Consider the following 24,211-nt stretch of genomic DNA (forward strand, 5'->3'; position numbering starts at 1 on the left):
AAGCTGCCGGTCATTACAACAAGACCCACGACAATGAATGAGAGGGCAGTGATGATATCCATCGCTCTGACACTGATCACTGATTCTTGATTTGAATTATTTGTATGTTCGGACATGTGCTTCGTTCACTAATAAATGGTTAATTAATACTGCTTTGTTTTTAATAATTATTGATAATGCACTCAAAAAAATGGGACCTCCTCGCAGAGGTCCCAATTCTTTTTTCAACTCTTACTTGGCCAAGAAACCAGCTTCAGCCATCAACTGCTTGTGTAAAGCTTCATTCAAAGTCAACCAGTTATTAAACTCTTTACCGGTCATGAATGTTTGGTTAAATGCGCCATCAGCCATGAACTTCTTCCACTCTGGTGTCTCGCGTACTTTTTTCATCAAGTTGATATAAAAATCAACTTGCTCTTGAGTTACACCAGGAGCCATGAAAATACCACGCAACATCACGTAATCAGTTGGAACACCTACTTCTTTACAAGTTGGAACATCGCTCCAAGATTGTGTTGGAGTGATCTTCTCTTTGTATGGCATACGAGTGTCATCAAACACACACTGAGCACGCAACTTGCCAGCACGCCATTGAGCAACAGCTTCAATTGGGTTGTTTACTGAAGACTCAATATGGTTACCAACGAGCTGAACAGCAACGTCGCCGCCCCCTTTGAAAGGCAGATAAGTGAACTTAGCACCAGTTGCCTTCTCAAGAGCTACAGTAATAATTTGGTCTTCTTGCTTAGAGCCAGTACCACCCATTTTGAATTTACCTGGGCCAGCTGCTTTAGCGGCATCGATATATTCTTTAGCTGTTTTGTATGGCTTATCAGCATTTGTCCACAATACGAACTGGTCCAAAGCCAACATTGCTACTGGAGTAATTTCTTTCCAATTGAATGGAACGCCAGTTGCCAACGGAGTAGTGAATAAGTTAGACAAAGTGATGATGATCTTATTAGGATCTCCCTTTGCTTCTTTCATTGCTAAAAAGCCTTCTGCACCTGCACCAGCACCCTTATTCACAGGGATAATGGCCTGTTTCATCAAGTTATTTTTAGTAACAATGCCTTGGATCATACGAGCCATTTGGTCAGCACCGCCGCCAGGACCGGCAGGGATGATGAACTCAACTGGCTTGGTTGGCTCCCAAGCAGCAAAAGCAGGTGAAACACCAGCAGCACCGAGGGCTAATGCGGTGGAAATCAATGCCCCTTTTAACTTCATCTTCATGAACGCTCCTCCAAAAAATTTGTATACCAATATTACTTTGGCTTTTGTTTAGTGTGTAATGATTTTTGATCTTTATCAGTGCAGATCTCTTGATTACCATCAACATTTTTTAAATGGACACCTAGGGCTTACACCAATCAAATTAGTAGTAACCCTAGTAAATAATTTAATCGCCACCATCTAAGAAGCCTGGGATTTACTGCAACACCAGCTACTAGCGAAAACGGTCCAAGAGCTTCTTGCTGAGCTTGTCGAGCTTTGTGGAATCTTTAATCAAAAATTGCAAGCCGTTGGAGTCGGCAATCAAAAGCGTATTACCAGCAATTCGGCGAATATCTTCCTCGCCTTTCAGGCGAATTCTGGTTGGACCACGATCAGTTTCAATATCCCAAATACTCGGGGTGGCAAAAGTGGATACCCGGGTAATTTTTTCAATCACGGGCATGAACTCACGAGCAGCCAATTCTTCTTCGATCAGAGCTAACTCAGCTCCTGGGATGGCGGCAACGCCATCAAACCAACATAACTCTTTGCCAGACTGATCCATGATCGAGATTCCTGCGTCTGGTTCGGTAATCGGAAATGCTCTTACCGGATAGACTCCAGAGTGACTGGTTCCAGTAGCGTCTATGAACATTAGACGGCCAAGGGCATCACGCTCAAGCGTGTGTGGCTTTTGATAATTACTCATACCCCGCCCCCAATTTCTTTGGCAATCACTTGCAAAGGCTCTTCTTGACGTTCGTCCTCATCAATACTTTCACCAATGGCGCCGCCCTCAACCAATTCTGCGGCGTGACGCAATTGAGCTTGGTAGAGAGCGTAGTAAGCGCCCTGCGCCTCCATCAACTCGTCATGAGAACCAATTTCAACGATCTCACCTTTGTCCAGCACAACCAAGCGATCTGCTTTTCTTAAAGTGGAGAGGCGATGGGCAATTGCAATCGTCGTCCGGCCTTTCACCAGGTTATCTAAAGCCCGCTGAATTTCTTTTTCAGTTGTAGTGTCAACAGAGGAAGTGGCTTCATCCAAAATCAAAATACTTGGATTGATTAATAGTGCACGAGCAATAGAAATACGCTGACGTTCACCGCCAGAAAGAGATTGACCACGCTCGCCCACTAATGAGTCATAACCTAGCGGCAAGCGAAGAATAAATTCGTGCGCATGAGCTGCTCGCGCTGCTTCAATAATTGCTCCACGAGTGGCATCTGGTTTTCCGTAAGCAATATTTTCTGCAATCGTGCCAAAGAATAAGAATGGCTCTTGTAGAACTAAACCAATACGCATTCGATAGTCAGCAATTTTGATACTGCGAATATCGCGTCCATCCAATGTAATTGAGCCAGCACTCACGTCATAGAAACGACAAATCAAATTCACTAGAGTGCTCTTACCAGAACCACTATGCCCAACTAGGCCGATCATTTCTCCGGGAGCAATATCCAAATCGACACCTTTGGAAACAGCGCGGTTGCCGTAGCGGAAACCCACGCCCCTTAGGGCGATACGACCCTCCACTCGACCTAATGGTGCCGGGTTAATTGGCTCCGGAACACTAGAGACATGGTCCAAGATATCAAAAATACGTTTAGCGCCAGCTGCTGCTTTTTGCGTATGAGAAACAATTCGACTCATGGAATCCAGTCGAATATAAAAGCGCCCGATGTAGGCCAAGAAAGCAATCAAAACACCCACGGTGACTTTTTGATGTGCCACCTGCCAAATGCCAAAACCCCACACCACCAAGAGGCCAGTTTCAGTTAACAGTGTGACTGTTGGAGAGAACAAACCCCAGACACGATTGACGCGATCATTAATTTGCAAATTGTGTTTATTGGAATCCACAAAACGCTTGAGCTCACGATCTTCTTGAGCAAATGCTTTGACAACCCGAATACCTGGAATCGTGTCCGCCAAAATATTGGTCACTTCAGACCAAACGCGATCAATCTTTTCAAAGCCAAAGCGGAGTTTGTCACGCACCACATGAATCATCCACACAATAAATGGCAATGGCGCGAGCGTCACTAAAGCAAGCAAGGGATCTATTGAAACCAAGATCGCTGCAGTCATCGTAAGCATGATGACGTCAGTTGCAAAATCCAAGGCATATAAAGATAAAAATACACAAATACGATCTGTCTCGGCTCCAATACGCGCAATTAAATCGCCCGTTCTTTTTCCGCCGAAGTACTCCAAAGACAATTTGAGCAAGTGCTCAAAAGTAGTGTTGCGTAAATCAGCACCGATACGCTCACTCACCAATGCAAGCAGGTAGGTTTTCCACCAGCCTAAGCCCCATGCAACGATAGCCGCACCAAATAAGGCAAATAGGTATTTGCTGGCCAAATCAAAATCAATCGGATTGCCTTTTTCGTATGGAATCAACACGTGATCCATTAAGGGCATCGTCAGATAAGGTGGGATGAGCGTGGCCCCGGTTGACAGCAAAGTCAGCACGAAACCTAGCAAAAGCTGTTTTTTATATGGGCGTGCAAAACGCCATAACTTAAATAAAGTCCAAGTGGATGGAGGTGCATCCTCCTCAGGTTCACAGCTAGGGCAAGCTTCTGAATTAGCGGGCTTAGGGCTTAAACAAACTGGGCAAACCTGCTTATCGTATTCGGAAACCTCAGACTCTTGGCCTATCCGCTCACCCTTGATTAATTGCTTATAAGTGGCCTGTAAGCGTAATACCTGGGGATTAACCGCCAAAGTGAAATGCCAAAGCCTAAGTAAATGGATGTCAGATTCCAATTTCAGATGACCCACTCCTGCGTGATCTCCATGCAAAAGATGAGCCCCAGAGCTAATAGGCCAGAATTCTGAGTGGGTGCCATCAGTCCAAAATAGGCCTGATGGGATCAAGCAAAGTAGGCTTTTTTCAAAATGCATTCCACCGTCAAGATCAAGCTCAACCCATGCCAGTATGGAGTCCAGCCCGTTTATTGTGGACTGGGCGGCCTCTAAAGCACTAACCCATTGAATGGGTATGGAAGGCATAGACGGGGAAATTTCGGGCTTCATTAGTCCTAAAAGTATAGTGGAGCTAGGTTTCTAAGATTTAACGGCGCTGTCAACTTTCAGGGGTGGAAAGCCGTTAAATTATCGAAATAGTCTTTTTTATGTATTTTTACTAATTTTGTGGATTTTGAATAATTACTAGAACCTGAGAGATAGTCTGAGTCATCCCCGCCCTCGCTTCCTGAAGTGGCGCCGAGATTCCCCATTCCACATATGCCCCAATTACTAGATAAAACCATTGAAATCCTGAGCCATAGGCATCTTCGCGGCCCCAATATGTGGAGCTATAACCCTGCTCTTGAGGTTTTAATTGATATTGGCGACTTAGAGGACTATCCATCGGATTTAATTCCTGGCTTTTACGATCGTCTTAGCAAGTGCCTTCCCAGCTTGCATGAGCACCGTTGCAGCTACGGAGAGCCTGGTGGATTTTTAAAACGCGTTGAGGAAGGAACTTGGCCTGGGCATATTCTTGAACACCTCACAATTGAACTTCAAAACTTAGCCGGTATTGCAGGTGGGTTTGGTAGAGCGCGTGACGGAGGTCGCCGAGGCGTTTATAAGGTGATTGTGAGCGCTACTGAAGAGGCTGTGACATTGCAGGCCTTTAAATTTGCGCGCGATCTTCTCCTTACCTTAATTCAAGATAACGGTGATGCCGTTGCGCAAAGAGAAAAGATTATTGAAGAGCTACGTGATTTAAGTGACGACCTCTGTCTTGGACCCAGCACAGCATGCATCGTCAATGCCGCAACAGCTCGAGAAATTCCCTACATTCGATTATCTAGTGGCAATTTAGTACAGCTTGGCTACGGCTCTAAACAACGACGCATTTGGACAGCTGAAACTGATCAAACTAGCGCCATTGCAGAAACCATCTCGCGTGATAAGGACCTTACCAAAAGTCTACTCGCAAGCGCGGGGGTCCCAACCCCCGAAGGTAGAACTGTTAGCAGTCCAGATGATGCCTGGGAAGCTGCACAGGACATTGGCTTACCAGTCGTTGTGAAGCCAATTGATGGTAATCATGGTCGTGGCGTATTTATCAACCTTTATACCCAACAAGAAATTGAAGCGGCTTACGCTGTAGCAATTGAGGAAGGTAGTGAAGTTTTAGTAGAACGCCACATCATTGGCGACGAACATCGCCTGCTAGTAGTCGGCAACAAAGTAGTAGCTGCCGCTAAAGGTGAAACCGTTTGGATTACAGGCGATGGTAAACATAGCGTTCTTGAACTCATTCAGATTCAGATTAATTCAGACCCACGTCGAGGCACTACAGAAGAATGCCCACTCAATCCAGTGCGCATTGATTCAGCTGTTGAGCTCGAGCTCGCACGCCAGAAATTGGCAGGCGACAGTATCCCGAGCATCGATCAAAAGGTGCTCATTCAAAGCAATGGCAATGTAGCATTTGATGTTACAGATTTAGTTCATCCTGAAGTAGCACATCAGGTTGCCTTGGCTGCGCGCGTAGTTGGATTAGAAATTGCTGGTGTTGATCTCGTCGCCCAAGATATTAGTAAGCCACTAGAGTCACAAAATGCTGCCATCGTCGAAGTGAATGCTGGCCCCGGTTTATTAATGCACCTCAAGCCCGCGAGCGGCAAACCCCAGCCTGTAGGCGAGGAGATTGCAAACCATTTATTTCCTCCAGGCTACGATTTTAGGATTCCTATCGTTGGGATCAGCGGAAATGCTGGAAGAACAGTTGTTGCTGAAATGGTCGCCCATTTTATTAGACTAACAAATATGCATGTTGGCCTCTCTACGAATAATGGCCTGTATTTTGGCAGTCGCACCATCAAGCAAAACTCTTCTTCCCACTGGGAAAATGCACGACGCACCCTACAAAATAGAGCCATTGAAGTTGCTGTAATTGAAAATGACAATGCATCTCTTTTACTAGAGGGACTTGCCTATGACCAGTGTCAAGTTGGCATCGTTCTCAACATTGATCCGCTTAAACTCTTTCCGGAGCACAACATCACCGAAGAGGATCAACTATTTAACGTGGTTCGCACTCAAGTAGATGTCGTATTGCCGACAGGCACTAGCGTCTTAAATGCTGATGTTGCCATAATTGTAAAAATGGCTGAACTCAGCAAGGGTGAAGTGATGTATTTCTCTCAAGACCCAAACTCTTCTGTCATAACTGCCCACCAAGAAAAAGATGGTCGCTCAATCATTGTGAGCCCATCTGTGATTACCCTCAAGCAGGGTAAGTTGGATGCATTAGTTATCCCTATTCCGCCAGCCGTTCAGGGTTCATCTCTTGACTGGGCTCCAAACTTAAGCCTTGCAGCGGCCATCGGAGCTGCTTGGGCTTTAGATATTCCGTTCAACGTTATAGAAGCTGGAGTTGAAACATTCGTTTCCAACTCCAACATTGCTGCAGGTACTTAATTGGAAATCACCCGTATTCGCATGTTGCGCGGCCCAAATTTATGGAGCCGCCATACCGCCCTAGAGGCAATTGTTTCTTGCGATGAAACAGAGCGATCAATCGATTCAATCCCCCAATTCGAAAATAAGATTCGTGAGCGCTTTCCTCAATTAGGAAGCATGCGTCGCGGTGGACATAATGAAATCCTCTCTCTTGCACATGCGCTAGAACATGCTGCCTTAGGTCTTCAGTCACAAGCGGGATGTCCAGTCACCTTCAGTCGCACAGTACAAACTGTCGATGTTGGCGTCTATCAAATTGTGGTGGAGTACACCGAAGAAGTTGTTGGGCGCATGGCTTTTGATTTTGCATTTGGATTAATCCAGGCAACCCTCAATGATGTGCCATTTGATTTAGCTGCGGCCCTCTCAGAATTAGAGGCCTTGTATGAAGATGTTCGTTTAGGACCAAGCACCGGATCTATCGTTGATGCTGCCGTGCAAAGAAATATCCCCTATCGCCGCATGACCGAGGGTAGCATGGTGCAGTTTGGTTGGGGTAGCAAGCAAAAACGTATTCAGGCTGCCGAGACCAGCGACACGAGCGCTATTGCAGAAGCAATTGCCCAAGACAAAGAGCTCACTAAAAATCTCTTAGCTGCTGCAGGAGTATCAGTCCCAATTGGCGAGGTAGTTACCTCCGCTGATGATGCATGGCGCGCTGCGCAAAAAATTGGCGGTCCAATTGTTCTGAAGCCAAAAGATGGCAATCAGGGAAAAGGTGTTGTTGCCAACATTCAAACGGAAGCGGAAGTTCGCGCAGGCTTTGAAGTTACCCAAGCGTTTGGTCGAGAAACCATTGTGGAGCGCTATCTTCCAGGCGCCGACTATCGCTTGCTGGTGGTTGGCAATCGCTTATCTGCAGCCGCACGTCGTGAGCCAGCTCAGGTGGTTGGCGATGGCAAGCACAGCGTCGCCGACCTGGTAGAGCTAGAAAACAAAAATCCATTACGTGGTGATGGCCATGCAACGGCATTGACGAAGATTCGGTTTGACGATATTGCTCTTGCACACTTAGCGGGCAACAAGCTCACCCCCCAGTACGTTCCAAAAACTGGTGAACGGGTTCTCTTGCGTAACAACGCCAATCTGAGTACAGGCGGTACGGCTACTGATGTCACTGATGATGTCCATCCTGATGTTGCTGCCAGTGCAATTGCTGCAGCACAAATGATTGGACTGGATATTGCTGGCGTCGATATCCTCTGTGAAGCTATTTATAAGCCTTTAGAACCGCAGGGTGGCGGCATTGTGGAAGTCAATGCTGCACCAGGCCTTCGAATGCATCTCAAGCCCTCCTATGGCAAGAGCCGCCCCGTGGGTGAAGATATTGTCAACATGATGTACCCCTTAGGTGAAGATGGTCGCATTCCAGTTATAGCTGTTACAGGAACCAATGGCAAAACCACCACTGTTCGCCTCATCTCTCATTTGCTCAATGAGACTAGCTTAAGGGTGGGCATGACTACAACCGATGGTGTTTATATCAACCATCGCCTTATTGATTCTGGCGATTGCAGTGGACCTAAGAGTGCCCGCAATGTCCTTATGCACCCTGATGTCGATGCCGCTGTATTGGAAACAGCTCGCGGCGGATTGCTTCGTGAAGGTCTTGGCTTTGATCGCTGTGAAGTTGCCGTTGTTACCAATATTGGCGAAGGTGACCACTTAGGCCTCAATTACATTACTAGCGTAGAGGATCTGGCGATTCTGAAACGCGTCATTGTGATGAACGTAGCACCAACAGGTGCTGCAGTTTTGAATGCAGCCGATCCAATAGTCGTAAAAATGGGTGATGTTTGTACAGGTCGAGTAATTTTCTTTGCACAAAATCAACACCATCCCGTAATTGCAGCTCATCGCGCTAAGAATAAAAAAGTAATTTATTTTGATGGCGCTGACATCGTCTGCTCTAAAGGAGAGCGCATCCTCTTCCGTTTCCCTGTGAGCGAAATTCCATTGACTCAAAATGGTGTTTTAGGCTTCCAAGTGGAAAATGCTATGGCCGCCATTGGTGCGGCCTGGGCCCTAGGCTTAGATGCCGCCAATATTGAACGCGGACTTCACTCTTTTGAAAGCACTGCCAATGCAGTGCCAGGACGCTTCAATCAATTTCAACATCAAGGCGCTACGGTAATTGCTGACTATGGTCACAATCCAGATGCCATGCGTGCTTTAGCAAGCGCGATTGAGTGCATGAAGCCCAAGAAGAGCCATGTAGTCATTAGCGGCGCTGGCGATCGTCGTGATGAAGATATTCGTGATTTGACCCGTATTCTTGGCAATAGCTTTGACAATGTCATTCTCTATCAAGACCAGTGCCAACGTGGCCGCGAAGATGGAGAGGTTCTCAAGCTTCTTCAAGAAGGCTTGGTAGGGACTAAGAAAGCTAAACAGGTTAAAGAAATTACCGGCGAATTTCTCGCGATTGATACCGCACTCAATGATTTGTCTGCTGGCGATATTTGCCTCATCCTAATTGACCAAGTAGAAGAATCTCTGGCCTACCTTAAAGAGAAGGTGCGACCTTAACTCCTTATCCCAGCTCTGAGTAAATTTGATAAAGTAATAAAAAAGCCCAATCAGTGATTGGGCTTTTTATTTAGTCTTACTGCCGCTAATTGCAGAAAATGGATTAAGCCAGAGAATGGTAATGCTGTAGACGCTCGATCTCTTCTTTGGATCCCAGCATGACGGAGACACGTTCATGGAGTTCAGTTGGAACCATGTCCATAATCAATTTATCACCATTAGTCGATGCACCACCAGCCTGCTCCACCAAGAAACTCATGGGGTTTGCCTCATACATCAGGCGCAGCTTGCCCGGTTTATGTGGCTCACGCTGATCCCATGGATACATAAAGATACCGCCGCGGGATAAGACCCGATGAACATCGGCAACCATGGATGCAATCCAACGCATATTGAAATCTTTATCGCGTTCACCACTCACGCCGGCTAAGCACTCATCTACATAGCGACGCACGGGCTCGGCCCAGTGACGCATATTCGACATATTGATGGCGAACTCTTTGGTTGAATGAGAAATCTCAACCGCATGCTTAATCAAAACAAATTCGTCGGTCACTTTATTTAAAGTGAACATGACAACGCCATCACCCAAAGTTAATGCCATAGTGGTTTGTGGGCCATAGACAACATAACCTGCAGCCACCTGGTGACGACCAGATAACAAGAAATCCTCGGTCTGCAATGGCGCTGCAGGAACTTGTTTCTTGAGTACAGAAAAAATAGTGCCGATAGATACGTTCACATCGATGTTGGATGAGCCATCCAATGGGTCGAATAGCAACAAGTAATCACCGGTGCCCTGGACTGGAAGCGGCAACTCCATCTCTTCAGATGCTAGTCCAGCTAGCGACTTACATCCCTGTACGCCATCAATTAATAAATCGTTGGCAATGACGTCTAGCTTTTGCTGGACCTCACCTTGGACATTGCCTGTACCAGCAGAACCCAATAAGCCAATCAAGGCTCCTTGCGCCACTTCGTGACTCAAGGTAGAGCAGGTATCAGCAACCGCAAACAAAAGCTCCTGTAGGCCCGCAGGGATATCTGCGCCCTTCACCTTGGCTGATGATAGGTATTGCTTGAAATTGGTATTAAAAGTATTTGAAGCGCTCAAAAGGAGTTTCTCCGGAATGGGTTTATTTCTGTATTGGCTCTATTTTGCCTTGTTCTGAACCAATCAATTCGCCAAAGCCTTAGAAACCACCTCTTTCACATCTGCAGAGAGGGTTTCGCAGGCATCCACCTGCTTAAGGGCCGCCAGCATGTGATCTTGGTAAGGTTTTGCAAAGTGACGCCAGCGATCTAGGCCTCTGGCCAAGCGAGCAGCAACTTGAGGATTAATTGAATCTAAAGCAAGAACCGATTCTGCCCAAAATGCATAACCACTTCCATCCACCTGATGAAAGCTGGCGGGGTTATTCATACAAAACGCATGAATGACGCTACGAACCCGATTGGGGTTATTCATTTTGAAAGCTTCGTGCTCACGCAAGCGTTTGACTTCATTCAAGGTGGATTCAGCATTAGCTACTGGCGGCCTGCTGGATTGCAATGCAAACCACTTATCTATCACCAAAGCATCATCAGCAAAACGTGTATAGAAATCATCTAAACAAGTTGCTGCTGATTTCGATCCATGAATCACTAAACCGGCCAAGGCGGCGTATCGGTCAGTCATATTGTCAGCATTCTGATATTGATTGACCGCCATTGGTGCCCAGATCAGCGGATCCGCTTCGAGCAACATGCTGAGTGCGAGATTCTTTAAGGAACGCTTACCAGCGCTGACCGCATCAGAATTAAATGGTCCCGGTGTTTGCATCTGCTGATATTGGGCAGCCCACTCGATACGCAGCTCACTTGCAATAGCGTGGCGGAAAGCGCGGCGGGCAGTATAAATTTGCTGGGGGTCCACACTAACGCACTGCTCATACAAGTAGGTCTCCGCAGGCAAGGTCAGCGCCAAATCTTTAAATGCAGGATCCAGATCCGGATCAGTCAAGAGAGTGCGATAAGCTTCAAGCAATGCCTTATCAGGTAGGCGACTGCCCAGAATCATTTGCATTGCAAGCTTCTGACCCGCCTCCCAGCGATTAAAGGCATCATCATCGCTCGAGAACATGGTGAGCAAATCAGCCTCACTTTGATCAAATTCTAAATGAATTGGAGCTGAGAAATTACGATTAATCGATAGCACTGGATGACTAGATAACTGATCAAAAGTCCAGGTTTGCTGAGTCTGAGTCAGCTCCAACAAAGTCTCCACCTGATCGTCCGCAGGTGTTAGCAAACGCATCTTCAGTGGAATATGAAAAGGCTTGCTATCTTTCTGAGCCACATTTGTCGAAGGCCTTTGCGTCAAGGTAATTTGATATTCCTTTTTATCCGCGTCATAGGACTCTTCCACCTTAACTTTTGGGGTACCTGCTTGGCTATACCAATTTTTAAATTGGTATAGATCGCGGTCATTAGCATCAGCCATCGCTGCCAAGAAATCATCGCAAGTCACCGCTTGACTATCATGGCGTTTAAAGTAAAGATCCATGCCTTTACGGAAACCCTCAACACCCAATAGCGTTTGATACATGCGCACAACTTCAGCGCCCTTCTCGTACACCGTCACGGTGTAAAAATTATTGATTTCTTGGTACTCGTCTGGACGAATTGGATGCGCCATTGGGCCCGCATCTTCGGGGAACTGCAGTTGGCGTAATAAACGCACATCTTCAATGCGCTTAACTGCCCTACCTGACTCGCTACCCATTTGATCTGCAGAAAACTCTTGATCCCGGAATACAGTCAAGCCCTCTTTAAGAGAAAGCTGAAACCAATCCCTACAGGTAACCCGATTACCGGTCCAGTTATGGAAGTACTCGTGAGCCACGACGCTCTCGATATTGGCGAAGTCAGCATCTGTTGCCGTCTCTGGCTGTGCGAGTACAAATTTGGTATTGAAAACATTGAGCCCCTTGTTTTCCATTGCGCCCATATTGAAATCACTGACCGCCACAATCATGAAGCGCTCGAGATCCAATTCAAGTCCGTAGCGTTTTTCATCCCAATGAATTGATGCAATTAAAGAATCCATTGCATGACGGGTCTTTTTCAAGTCGTGAGGTTCAACCCAAATCTGTAATAACTTTTTTGCACCACTACTAGTGGTGATGGTTTCTTCAATGCATTCCAATTTGCCGGCAACCAAGGCAAACAAGTAAGACGGTTTTGGAAACGGATCTTCCCAGACGGCGCTATGCCAACCATTCGGCAATTTTTCAGTGCTAATCAGGTTGCCGTTTGATAATAAGACTGGACACTCCGCCTCACGAGCGCGCAGGGTCACACGATAACGCGCCATGACATCTGGTCTATCGAGGAAGTAGGTAATCCTTCTAAATCCTTCAGCTTCACACTGGGTAAAGAAATTGCCATTGGAGACATACAAGCCCATGAGCGAGGTATTTTTCTCGGGCACGCAAACACAGATGATTTCAACGATGAATGTCTGCTTACCCTCATCAGGCAATGCATGAATAGTCAGGGATTCTGGTGTGAGCTCAAATTGGCGATGGGCTTCGCCATTGATGCGCAAACTCACAAACTCGAGTTCGTGACCCTGCAATACTAAAGGCGAACCCGCCTCATGACTAGCACCAGGCAGAACCTCAAGGCGACTCTTTACAATCGTCCTAGCGGGATCTAAAGCAATGTCTAGCTCAACCTGTGAAAAGGTGTAATTGGGAGCGCGGTATTCGAGCCTGCGAAAGCTCTGTGGCAGATCAGTTTTCATAGGGCAATTTTAAGCCCCATAGAAAATTCGACCTAACCCCAAATAAGGGTAGCTACACCAATAGCAATAAAGGTTACTGCGGCTACAGCATGTACCCACTTAATGGGCATGCGTTTGGTGAATTTCTGACCAATCCAAACAGCCGGGGCATTAGCCAATATCATCCCCAAAGTGGTGCCAACTGTCACAGAAAAGACATCGGAATATTTCGCGCCCAAGGCGATCGTGGCGATCTGGGTCTTATCCCCCATCTCAGCCAGAAAAAAGAGTCCAACCGTCAGCATAAATACCTGGAAGGCTCTATCAGCCACTTTTGAACCTGATGCATCATCAATATGGTCAGGCACCAGGAGCCAAAGTCCAATCCCCAAAAAGCTCAAACCTAAAATCCACTTGAGAAGATCCGGACTCATAAAAGTCGTGAGCCAATGCCCTAGTAAAGCTGCGCAGGCATGATTGGCAATCGTCGCAATCAAGATCCCACCAATAATGGCAAGGGCCTGTTTTGGATAACGTGCAGCCAACATCAATGAGAGTAATTGGGTTTTATCCCCCATCTCAGCAAGTGCGACTACACCGGTAGAAAGTGCTAATGCAGATAAGTCCATCCTTAGAATGATAGAGGAAAGCTCAGGAGCCTAGACTCCTGAGACATTCAATCCCTAGAACTGCATTGAAACTACTAGGCCACTAATAACTCTTCTGCCGGCACAAAGTCTATTTTCTGAGCTTTAGCTACCGGCTCAGAGGTGAGATTACCCTGATGCACACTCAAGCCATTACGCAGATGATGATCATGTGAGAGTGCCCTTACCATCCCTCGATTTGCTAAGGCCTCAATGAATGGATAGGTTGCATTCGTCAATGCAAAAGTAGAGGTTCTGGCGACTGCACCAGGCATATTGGCTACGCAGTAATGTAGAACGCCATCCACGATGAATGTCGGATCAGCATGGGTTGTGGGCTTAGACGTCTCAAAACAACCCCCTTGATCAATTGCCACATCCACTACTACTGCGCCCGCCTTCATTTTGCGCACCATCTCACGGGTCACTAACTTCGGTGCAGCGGCACCAGGCAAGAGCACGGCGCCAATGACCACATCTGCCTCACAAACCTCTAGCTCCACCAAAAGTGGATCGGCATAAAAGGTTCTCACACGATTGCCATAGAGCATATCAATCTGCCTTAAGCAATCAATATTGCGATCGAAGATACAGACATCTGCTCCCATGCCAACCGCCATCTGTAAGGCATTTCGCCCCACAACGCCGGCACCCAAGATGACCACCTTTGCTGGGGCCACACCCGGGACACCCGCCATTAATATTCCCAAGCCTCCGTTTGTTTTCTCTAGAAAGCTAGCCGCAGCTTGAATAGACATTCGGCCTGCAACTTCACTCATTGGAGCCAAGAGAGGTAAAGCGCCACTACACGAAGTGACTGTCTCATAGGCTATACAACTTGCGCCTGAAGCGAGCAAGGCTTTGGTCTGCTGTGGATCTGGCGCGAGATGCAAATAGGTAAAGAGAATTTGATCTTCACGTAACATCGCGCACTCCTGTGGCTGAGGCTCTTTCACCTTCACCACCATTTCGGCTTTAGCAAAAACTTCAGCTGCGCTATTGATTAAAGTGGCCCCCGACAAACGATAGGATTCATCGCTCAAGCCAATTTGCTCACCTGCTCCACGCTGCACTAAAACAGAGTGCCCTTGTTTGCACAAGCCCCTCACATTTCCTGGGGTTAAGCCAACACGAAATTCATTATTTTTTACTTCTTGAGGTACGCCAACAATCATTTATGTCTCCTTATTTGAATTCACGACTCAGTTTTGTTTTGCGATGCAAGCCAACGATGTAAAACATGGCGAGATACACACCTAATAAACACGGACCCAAGACCAAGGCAATCCGCGCATCCTCATGAAAGCCCATCAACACTACTACCAAGGCAATAAATGCTAATGCGAACCACGAGGAATAGGGCCACCAGGGAGTGCGGTATGCCAACTCAGCAACCTGGGCTTTTGTAAGTGAGCGACGGAATTGAACTTGCGTAATCAAAATTGCAATCCACACCATCAAACCAACAAAGGTCACTGCGGCCATGATGTATTGAAATGCTTTGTCTGGAACGAAGTAGTTCAACACCACACCAGTCATGCAAACCGCCACTGTCGCCATTACTGCGCGATGGGGAACACCGTACTTCGATAGTTTTGCAAATGGCGATGGCGCGTAGCCATTGACTGATAGCGCATATAAGAGTCGCCCACCACTAAAGATGCCGGCATTACAAGATGACAAGGCAGCGGTAATTACTACGAAGTTAATGATTCCGGCAGCTTCACGTAAACCAATCCGCTCAAACATCACCACGAATGGGCTACCTTGCTGGCCAACCTCATTCCAGGGGAAGATTGCCAAAATGACAAGGATGGCACCCATGTAAAAAATCAAGATACGCCATGCCAAGGAATCAATCGCCATCGGAATGGTTTTTCGCGGACTCTCTGCTTCACCAGCAGATAGACCAATCATCTCAATGCCAACGTATGCAAATAAGACCATCTGCAAGGACAGCAACATGCCACTAATGCCGTTGGGGAAGAAACCGCCGTGCTGCCATAAGTTACTAAAGCCAATCGGATTCCAGTCATTGGTAAAGCCAAAGAAAATGACTGAACCACCCAAAGCAATCATGGCGACAATAGCAACCACTTTAATAAGAGCAAACCAAAATTCAAACTCACCAAATACTTTTACGGCAATGAGATTAATAAGACCCATCATCAAGATGGAAGAAAGAGCCCAGATCCACTGCGGTGTTTCGGGAAACCAAATCCCCATATAGATACCAACTGCAGTGACTTCAGCAATTCCAACGACGATCCAGTAAGTCCAGTAGCCCCACCCGACCATATAGCCTGCGAGCGGCCCCACGTAGGTGTTGGCATAGGCGGCAAAAGAACCCGCGACAGGTTCATGCACCGCCATCTCACCCAAGGTCCGAAGCACGATAAAGGCAACGATACCTGCCAAGAGATATCCCAACAAGATTGAAGGTCCTGCGATTTGAATCGCGCTTGCCGAGCCCAGAAATAATCCAACGCCGATAGTGGAACCTAAAGCCATGAGGCGAATGTGCCGCACTTTGAGGTGGCGCTGTAAACCAGTTTGTTCAGTCTGCAAAAGAGACCTCCTTTCGATTTGTCGTTGGTAAATCACCAACGAGGCAAAGTCTAGGGAGGAGTGCACATCTACACTAGGGGATATAAATGCACAAAGTGCCTAAACAAATAAATGTGATTTGCAATACATGATGTCTCTACGTATGCACGGGCTTACCGGGGAATTATTAAATTTGGGATGACATCAGAATCCGTAATTTCCTACAGGGATTCCCCTTAAGGATTTATGAGTAAATTTGAAAGAATGACTTACTGACTAGCAATCAGATTTAAAACTTCAGCCGCCGCCGCCAAACCGCAGGATGCAGTCACCATCACTGTTGACCCGTAACCAGAACATGCAAGGCCACCACTAGCAACACCTGCGCGCGGCTCGTGAGAGTAGATTGCGCGAATGCCGATTTTTCTCTTCAAATTTCTAGAAAAGCCATGATCCTGTCTGAGGCCCTGACGCACCTTGGCTAATAAAGCGTCTTGCTCAGTTCTAGAAAGATCATCGCAACGAACAGAGGTCGGATCTGATTTTCCGCCAGCTGCACCACACATCACTACAGCACGCTGATTTTTGTTTGCCCAAACCGCTAAGGCAATTTTGGTTTGCACTGAATCCGTTGCATCTAAAACAATTGCATTTTCTGGAATCAAAGCATCCAAATTTTCTGGCTCCAAAAACGCATCATGTGTAGTAAGCATGATCTCCGGATTAATTTGGCGAATACGATCCGTCATTGCTTGTACTTTTGCTTTGCCATACTCGCCCTCTAAAGCATGTAGCTGACGATTGGTATTGCTTTCGGCAATATGATCGAAATCAATTAGGACAAGATGACCGATAGCAGTGCGAGCCAAAGCTTCAGCGGCCCAAGAGCCCACACCGCCTAATCCAGCCACTACTACTGTCGCATGACGAAAACGCTCACGCAGCTCTGGGCCGTATAGCCGAGCTACACCCCCAAAACGACGATCCCCTACGCTGTCCTCTATCTTGTCTTCTGCCATAGCTTCTCTTTATACTGAAAAAATGGACTCCATCGCTCAACTCCGCAAAAACTATACCTTTGGCCAGCTTTCAGAGACTGAAGTTCCACCGAATCCACTAAGCCTATTTCAGCTTTGGTTTGATCAGGCCGTCAAGGCGGAGTGTCCTGAACCCAACTCGATGACTTTGGCAACTGCAGATGCGGCAGGCAATCCATCAGCCCGTATTGTCTTACTAAAAGGTGCAGATAGCGCTGGCTTTACCTTCTTTACCAATTACGAAAGCCAAAAAGGCAAAGAGTTGGCCGCTCGTCCTCATGCCGCCTTGTTATTTCATTGGCATGAGCTAGAGCGTCAAGTTCGCATCAAAGGTGTGGTTGAGCGTGTCAGCCCTGCCGAGAGCGATGAATACTTCCACTCGCGCCCAGCAGCCTCCCGAATTGGGGCATGGGCTTCACCGCAAAGTGCTGAGATTCCGAATCGAGAGTTTCTGGAGGAAGCTGAAAAGCGTTTCGCAGCAGATTTCGGAGATAGGCCTCCAAGACCAGAGCATTGGGGTGGATATCGTCTACACCCTACTGAAATTGAATTCTGGCAAGGCCGTCCTTCACGCCTGCATGACCGCATCCACTATCAACTCGATGGTGCTCAATGGCGGATTGCTCGCCTAGCACCTTAAAGGATTGGCGGACGCTTAATCCGATTACTCTAGCGAAACTCCGGCGCGATCAAGGATTGAAACTTTGCTCTAAATTTCGCCAATTTGGGCGCAACGACTGCCATGCAGTATCCCTGCCCTGGATGCTGACGAAAGTAATTTTGATGATAGTCCTCAGCCGGATAAATAACGGGAGCAATATCAATTTGAGTCACCAACGGATTGGCATAGATCTTTGCATCCTCCAATTCTTTAATTACCACATGAGCGATTGCACTTTGGCTATCGCTATGCGTAAAAATCACTGAGCGATATTGGGTACCATGATCATTACCTTGATAGTTCAAGGTAGTTGGATCATGAATAACAAAAAATATTTCCAATAAATCACGATAAGAGACTTCTGTCGGATCGAAATAGACATCTACAATTTCTGCGTGACCTGTTTGCCCCGAGCATACAGACTCATAATCGGGATTAGCCATTGCACCTCCTGCATACCCTGAAACGACCGCGCTTACCCCGGAAATTTGCTGATAAACCGCTTCGAGACACCAAAAACAGCCGCCGCCCAAAGTGGCGCGCTCAAGAGTTGGGTGGTTTTTAAAGATAGTTTCGTTCATGCCTTTATCCTAATACCTTATTCAATCGTTTGCTTGCCATACAGAAACCCATGTCCATAAATCGCTTCACACTCCAATTAGATGAAATCAAGGCAGCTTATGCCGCAGAACCGAACCCTACATTAGAGGTTCGCCTTGAGCGAATTGGGCGGATTGAGCAAATGATTACTGCCAATGAAGAAAAAATCTGCAAAGTCTTGGCTGCAGACTTCGGCACTCGCCACTCAATTGAGAGTCGACTTCTTGAGTTTCAAATGATTTATCAGGCTTGCAAACATGTTCGCAAGCACCTCAAAGATTGGATGAAGCCGCAACTCGTAGCAACACCTGGATTCTTAGGCTCCTCTCACGCTTGGACACAAATGCAATCTATGGGTGTCGTGGGCATTATGAGTCCTTGGAATTATCCAGTTCAACTAGCGCTTGTTCCAGCCATTGCAGCTTTTGCGGCGGGTAACCGTGTTTGGCTCAAACCCTCAGAAAGAAGTTCACGTACATCTGGATTCTTAGCAACATTAATTCAAGAATATTTTCACCCAAGCGAATTTTGTGTCAGCGTTGGCGGCACTGAAGTTGCAGAATATTTTGCAGCGCTCCCATTTGACCATCTCTTTTTTACTGGCTCAGGAGACATTGGCAAAAAGGTTATGCGTGCAGCTGCAGATCACCTGACACCGATTACCCTTGAGCTCGGCGGCAAATCACCAGCGATTGTTGACCCCTCAGCCAATCTCAAAGATGCTGCTGCCAGCATCATTTACGGCAAGCTGGTGAATGGCGGTCAAACCTGCATTGCGCCTGACTATGCAGTAGTTCATGCAAGTGATTGCGAGGCATTTATCCAGGAGTTACAAAATGCAGCTCAGAAACAATTCCGCAATCCAGAGGAGTTGACTGGCGCTATTGATGAACATCAGCTTGCACGTTGGCATCAGCTTGTTCAAGATGCGGTAGATCGTGGTGCACAGGCAATTCAACTCATCTCATCTCCTGACAATTCCGTAATGCCATTCACTCCGGTAGCCCTCTTAAATATTTCTGAAGATGCACTCATCATGCAAGAAGAGGTATTCGGACCGATCCTGCCAATCGTGGCAATCAACGATATCGATTCAACAATCCGCTATATCAATGAGCGTCCTATGCCATTGGCCCTATATTGGTTTGGCAAGAGCAAAGAAGTGGTGAAGCGCATTCTGAATGAGACTCGCTCGGGCGGCGTCACATTGAATGACACTCTTTTGCATGCAGCTGTTGAAGACTTACCATTTGGTGGCGTTGGGGCAAGCGGCATGGGCGCTTATCATGGCAAAGCGGGTTTTGAGGCATTTAGTCATCGCAAATCTGTTTTAGAGGTTCGAGGCTTCCTTGGGTTTAATTTCTTGCGCGGCACTAAATTGGCAAGGCCACCCTATGGAAATGGAGTTGAGCGCCTATTGCGCTGGCTAAACTAAAGCCATGACCTGCAATTAATTCGGGAAAACCCTTGTAATTAGCTTCTTAAAATGCCATAATAGGAGGCTTTTAAAAGCAATTTGATTCATCGCCCCCCAGCTATATTTCAGCGTACCGTTTAGAAGTTATAAACACCGAAGTTTAAAAAACGCGCTGCCGCCTGTCTGATGGTCGATGCCTTTGACCATCACACTCAATAAAAAACAGAGAGTGTATACACGGAGACATCCCTTAAACGGGATGTGTAATAGCATGACTTTTTCTAAAGAAACCAATCCCTCTGGAACCGAGTTCCAGAATTTCGCCCTCGCGGCGTCACTCCTTAAAAACGTTGCTGAGCTGGGCTATACCCAAGCTACTTCAGTACAGGCTCAGGTTATTCCTGCCGCCCTTGCTGGTGGTGACTTATTGGTCAGCAGCCAAACCGGTAGCGGCAAAACCGCAGCCTTCTTATTGCCTTTGATTAATCAACTCATCGAAGACAACCCAAACGGCTCACCTGTACCAGGCCGTGCACAACCTAAAGTGTTAGTGCTCTGCCCCACTCGTGAATTAGCTCAACAGGTTGCCGCAGATGCAGTGAACTTAGTTCGTGGCATGAAAGGTATCCGTATTGCAACCGTCATGGGCGGCATGCCTTATGGCAAACAAATCCAAGCCCTGAAAGGCGCATTGTTAGTTGTCGCAACTCCTGGTCGTTTACTCGACTTGACCGATAGCAAAGCAATTCGCTTAGATGATGTTAAACAACTCGTAATCGATGAAGCTGATCGCATGCTCGACATGGGATTTGCTGACGATCTCGAGGCAATTGACAAGCGTTGCGCTGCTCGTACCCAAACTTTGATGTTCTCTGCAACTTTTGCACCAAAGATTATGTCTTTGGCCAATGAGTTAACTACGAATGCCAAACGTATTGAGCTTGCTCATGCTGGTGAAAAGCACGCAAACATCGAGCAGAAGCTGCACTGGGCTGACAGCATGTCACACAAGCATAAATTGCTCGAGCACATTTTGGCTGATGCCTCTTTGGATCAAGCGGTTGTATTTGCAAGCACGCAAATTGAAAGCGAAAAAATTGCTGACACCTTACGTGCCAATGGTTACGAAGCTAGCGCCTTACACGGTGCAATGCCTCAAGCTGTTCGTATGCGTCGTCTTGAGTCTTTGCGTAAAGGTCACACCAAGATTTTGGTTGCGACTGACGTAGCGGCTCGTGGTATTGATGTGCCACGTATTAGTCACGTGATTAACTTTGGCTTGCCAATGAAACCAGAAGACTATACGCATCGTATCGGTCGTACTGGTCGTGCAGGCCGCAATGGTGTTGCTATCACTTTGGTTGAACATCGTGATCGCGCCAAGATTCGCAATATCGAACGCTTTACACAGCAAGACATCGTTGCTTCAGTCATTGCCGGCCTCGAGCCGCAAGCCAAGCCAAGCTTTGGTGGTGGCGGTGGTCGCCCAGGTGGCGGTCGCTCTGGCGGTGGCTTTGGCGGTGGTAACCGCTCTGGCGGTGGCGGTGGTCGTTATGGTTCTGGTGCTCGCTCAGAGTCTCGTTCTGGTGGCGGAGGCGGTGGTAATCGCTCAGGCAATCATTTTGAATCTCGCTCTGGTGATTCCCGTCCATCCGGTGACTCACGTCCATCTGGCGATTCACGCCCTGCTGGCGGCAATCGTTTTGCTGACTCACGTCCTGCACGCTCTGGCGATTCACGTCCTGCTGGCGGCAATCGCTCTGGCGACTCACGTCCGTCCGCTGGTCCCCGTTTTGCTAAACCCAAAACTGGCGGTCAACGTAGAAGCTTTAGCGGCAACTAAAAATGCTTCACCGTCGTCGTCTCCGTTCTGTATGGAATCGAGTCGATTCCGGTGAATTGCATCAAGCGCCACATAAATGGCAGTCTTGGCTCAGCGATACCGGTTCTTTAACTCAAAAAATTGAACGCGCAATCGGACAAAAACTAGAAGTACTAGTTCTGCGAGATTGCCGGCAAAACCTAAATAGCGACGAGAGTCGCTATTTTCATTTCAAGATAAAACGTTGTCGTATCAGAGAAGTATTACTTTGTGCTGACGGGATTCCGCTCGTTATGGCACATAGCATCATTCCTACCAGCAGCTCGAGCGGCAGCAACCACGAGGTTCTGCGCTTAGGCAAGAAACCATTGGGCGCCGTGCTTTTTGCTAAGGCGCGCATGCACTCCAAAAAGAAACCGCTCCGTGAAATTGCTCGCTTAGATAAACAAAGTGCGCTATGGAAAAAATGTTTTCAACAATATCCACAACTGCCCTCGGTCAGCTGGGCAAGACGTACGCTATATCAACTTAAAGGGCGCCCACTCTTGGTCAGCGAAGTACTTCTGCCGGCCCTACTCAGATACCCCAGCAATTAAATAGATAGCCAAGCTTGGGATGCAGCAATAAGAGCTTCATCTCCAGGCCCACACGTACACACCTCACCAAAACCAATTTGCTCGGCAGTATCGGCAATATTGTGATGCGGGCAAATGGCGGTTGCTAGATCGAGTGGTAATTTTGCTTGCCCTAAATAGCGCACTGCCTCAGATGAGGTAAGAAGCCAAAGAGATTGCGCAAAATTCATCTCATGCACCACATTCCAGGCAGGGCTGTTCAAATCCAAAGGCACGCGTGCATACACTGAGAATGCTTCAACTTGAGCGCCAGCATTTTTTAAAGTGTCAGCCAGCCAATCGCGGCCACCCTCACCTTTAAAGATAATGACTTTCTTAGCGGACCAATCCCAGCCCAGCTTCTGTAGTTCGACCCATAAACCCTCTGAATCCCATTGCGCATTACGCTGAGGAAGGATGACTTTCGTGGGATTTTCCTCAATACCAATGCCGTGATTTTTGAGGGCCGCCATGCTGCTACCTCCCATCACTCCAATAGGCAAAGGCTGATCAGATAAATCTTGCCAAGATTGCTCGACTAAGCGCATCGTGCATTCAATGGCATTCGGACTAACGAAGATGGCTAAGTCTGCCACCTTCAGCACGTTCCTCATCTGCCCTACCAAAACATCATCACCCCTCGGGGCAATTGTTAGCAAGGGTAAAGAAATAATCTCAGGAGAATTTTCTGAAGTAAAACCACTCCTAATCAGGCTTGCCTGAAGCGCTTCCGATAATTGACGTGCCTGCCCGCTGGGGCGGGTAATGACAATGGTCTTATTGCTCATGGAGTTTTACTTAGGCAAACCGTTGGGCAATAGATGCTCAGCACCTTGTGAAATCAGATCGCGCGCTACAGAAAGACCTAGTGCTTCAGCATCTTCCAAATTCTTGACAGTGCCCTGCGCGCTAGCCAAACAACTTGCAGTGCCATCGACGCTGGCAACAAAAGATCGAATGTTCATGCGATCTTGATCCCAGGTGGCATACGCAGCCAAGGGCACTTCACAAGAACCACCTAATTGGCGTGACACCATACGCTCAGCAGTAACCGCATAGAGAGTTGGTAGGTCATTGAGTGGCGCAAGCCAATCTTTAATATTGGGATGCTTGCTGAGGGTTTCGATGCCGAGCGCACCCTGTCCAGCAGCTGGCGTGTAAGGATCAATCGGCAGTAGTGCGCGAATACGGCTTTCTAGGCCCAAGCGTTTGAGACCAGCGGCAGCCAAAATAATGGCCTGATATTCACCGCGATCGAGTTTGCCCATACGAGTATCTAAATTACCACGCAAAGGCTGAATGACTAAATGCGGGAACCTAGATCTGAGCACTGACTCACGCCGCAAGCTTGATGTACCAACTACAGCACCCTTTGGTAAATCTTCAAGGCTGGCGTAATCATTAGAAACAAAGGCATCATGCGCATCTTCCCGAGCCATGACACAAGACAAATCAAAGCCTTCTGGCATGACCATGGGGACATCTTTCAGGGAGTGCACGGCCAAATCGGCTCGGCCATCCTCTAGAGCAGTTTCAAGCTCTTTGACAAATAAACCCTTACCCCCGACTTTAGAGAGGGCCTTATCGAGTATTTGATCGCCCCGGGTAGTCATACCCAGGATCTGCACGTCGCACGCTGGGTAGAGCTTTTTAAGGCAATCGCGGACATGCTCCGCCTGCCACATGGCAAGGCGACTCTCCCGGGAGGCAATTACCAGGCGCGAAGGGGTGTCAGAGATAGGGGATATGGAGCTAGAAATGGGGGTTTGGGACATAACATTTAAAATAATCAAAGACCTACACCAATATACTGCGTTTATGAGCTCATCAAAAAATTCCCTTGCCAACAAAGCCCAAGCT

At 47.4% G+C, this 24,211-nt stretch carries 18 protein-coding genes; 6 read left to right on the plus strand and 12 right to left on the minus strand.

Translation table 11 applies throughout. The features are described from left to right. Positions 1-231: 231 nt before the first annotated feature. The 3 genes from B7X71_RS04725 to B7X71_RS04735 all read right to left on the minus strand — a co-directional run bounded on the left by B7X71_RS04725 (position 232) and on the right by B7X71_RS04735 (position 4,242). Positions 232-1,230: a tripartite tricarboxylate transporter substrate-binding protein gene (locus B7X71_RS04725; protein ID WP_293597847.1), complete on the minus strand. Its 999-nt coding sequence runs from the start codon at positions 1,228-1,230 to the stop codon at positions 232-234. A gap of 220 nt (positions 1,231-1,450) precedes the next feature. Continuing rightward, positions 1,451-1,927, minus strand: coding sequence for a DUF1854 domain-containing protein (locus B7X71_RS04730; protein ID WP_293597845.1), 477 nt, complete (start codon positions 1,925-1,927; stop codon positions 1,451-1,453). After that, a complete protein-coding gene (locus B7X71_RS04735; RefSeq protein ID WP_293597846.1) occupies positions 1,924-4,242 on the minus strand; it encodes an ABC transporter ATP-binding protein in 2,319 nt (772 codons plus the stop codon). The genes B7X71_RS04730 and B7X71_RS04735 overlap by 4 nt, the downstream gene beginning before the upstream one ends. Positions 4,243-4,476: 234 nt before the next feature. Here B7X71_RS04735 and cphA (B7X71_RS04740) point away from each other — a divergent pair, with 234 nt between their 5' ends. Both cphA (B7X71_RS04740) and cphA (B7X71_RS04745) read left to right on the plus strand, forming a co-directional pair. Continuing rightward, positions 4,477-6,669, plus strand: coding sequence for a cyanophycin synthetase (cphA, locus tag B7X71_RS04740; RefSeq protein WP_293597844.1), 2,193 nt, complete (start codon positions 4,477-4,479; stop codon positions 6,667-6,669). Next, positions 6,670-9,240 carry a cyanophycin synthetase gene (gene cphA / locus B7X71_RS04745; RefSeq protein ID WP_293597843.1) on the plus strand — a complete coding sequence of 857 codons (2,571 nt, stop codon included), beginning with the start codon at positions 6,670-6,672 and terminating at the stop codon, positions 9,238-9,240. Between the two features lie 103 nt (positions 9,241-9,343). On the opposite strand, the gene B7X71_RS04750 is transcribed toward cphA (B7X71_RS04745), so the two are convergent. The 6 genes from B7X71_RS04750 to B7X71_RS04775 form a co-directional block, all read right to left on the minus strand. Next, a complete protein-coding gene (locus B7X71_RS04750; RefSeq protein ID WP_293597842.1) occupies positions 9,344-10,354 on the minus strand; it encodes a class 1 fructose-bisphosphatase in 1,011 nt (336 codons plus the stop codon). A 63-nt stretch (positions 10,355-10,417) separates the two neighbouring features. Beyond that, on the minus strand, positions 10,418-13,027 hold the full coding sequence (pepN, locus tag B7X71_RS04755) for an aminopeptidase N (protein WP_293597841.1): 2,610 nt from the start codon (positions 13,025-13,027) through the stop codon (positions 10,418-10,420). Between the two features lie 32 nt (positions 13,028-13,059). Continuing rightward, a complete protein-coding gene (locus B7X71_RS04760) occupies positions 13,060-13,635 on the minus strand; it encodes a TMEM165/GDT1 family protein (RefSeq protein ID WP_293600266.1) in 576 nt (191 codons plus the stop codon). A gap of 74 nt (positions 13,636-13,709) precedes the next feature. After that, positions 13,710-14,828 carry an alanine dehydrogenase gene (gene ald / locus B7X71_RS04765; protein WP_293599228.1) on the minus strand — a complete coding sequence of 373 codons (1,119 nt, stop codon included), beginning with the start codon at positions 14,826-14,828 and terminating at the stop codon, positions 13,710-13,712. Between the two features lie 10 nt (positions 14,829-14,838). Continuing rightward, positions 14,839-16,164, minus strand: a complete 1,326-nt coding sequence (locus B7X71_RS04770; RefSeq protein ID WP_293599230.1) for an amino acid permease — start codon at positions 16,162-16,164, stop codon at positions 14,839-14,841. A 305-nt stretch (positions 16,165-16,469) separates the two neighbouring features. Beyond that, complete coding sequence (locus tag B7X71_RS04775) at positions 16,470-17,219, minus strand: tRNA threonylcarbamoyladenosine dehydratase (protein WP_293598902.1); 750 nt, start codon at positions 17,217-17,219, stop codon at positions 16,470-16,472. Between the two features lie 22 nt (positions 17,220-17,241). On the opposite strand from B7X71_RS04775, the gene pdxH reads away from it, so the two are divergent. Continuing rightward, the gene (pdxH, locus tag B7X71_RS04780; protein ID WP_293598901.1) at positions 17,242-17,877 is read left to right on the plus strand and encodes a pyridoxamine 5'-phosphate oxidase; all 636 of its coding nucleotides are present in this window, start codon (positions 17,242-17,244) and stop codon (positions 17,875-17,877) included. 29 nt (positions 17,878-17,906) lie between these two features. Here pdxH and msrA read toward each other — a convergent pair whose 3' ends face one another. Next, positions 17,907-18,479 carry a peptide-methionine (S)-S-oxide reductase MsrA gene (msrA, locus tag B7X71_RS04785; RefSeq protein ID WP_293598900.1) on the minus strand — a complete coding sequence of 191 codons (573 nt, stop codon included), beginning with the start codon at positions 18,477-18,479 and terminating at the stop codon, positions 17,907-17,909. A 50-nt stretch (positions 18,480-18,529) separates the two neighbouring features. On the opposite strand from msrA, the gene B7X71_RS04790 reads away from it, so the two are divergent. From B7X71_RS04790 to B7X71_RS04800, 3 genes are all read left to right on the plus strand, one after another. Further along, positions 18,530-19,933: a coniferyl aldehyde dehydrogenase gene (locus B7X71_RS04790; protein ID WP_293598899.1), complete on the plus strand. Its 1,404-nt coding sequence runs from the start codon at positions 18,530-18,532 to the stop codon at positions 19,931-19,933. Positions 19,934-20,186: 253 nt separating this feature from the next. After that, the gene (locus B7X71_RS04795; RefSeq protein WP_293600267.1) at positions 20,187-21,758 is read left to right on the plus strand and encodes a DEAD/DEAH box helicase; all 1,572 of its coding nucleotides are present in this window, start codon (positions 20,187-20,189) and stop codon (positions 21,756-21,758) included. A gap of 2 nt (positions 21,759-21,760) precedes the next feature. Further along, positions 21,761-22,333, plus strand: coding sequence for a chorismate lyase (locus B7X71_RS04800; RefSeq protein ID WP_293600268.1), 573 nt, complete (start codon positions 21,761-21,763; stop codon positions 22,331-22,333). Here B7X71_RS04800 and B7X71_RS04805 read toward each other — a convergent pair. Next, positions 22,330-23,139, minus strand: coding sequence for a uroporphyrinogen-III synthase (locus tag B7X71_RS04805; protein WP_293600269.1), 810 nt, complete (start codon positions 23,137-23,139; stop codon positions 22,330-22,332). The genes B7X71_RS04800 and B7X71_RS04805 overlap by 4 nt on opposite strands. A gap of 6 nt (positions 23,140-23,145) precedes the next feature. Then, entirely contained in the window at positions 23,146-24,126 is a 981-nt protein-coding gene (hemC, locus tag B7X71_RS04810) for a hydroxymethylbilane synthase (protein ID WP_293600270.1), read from the minus strand. Positions 24,127-24,211 lie beyond the last annotated feature (85 nt).

This window comes from Polynucleobacter sp. 39-46-10, from assembly GCF_002282275.1.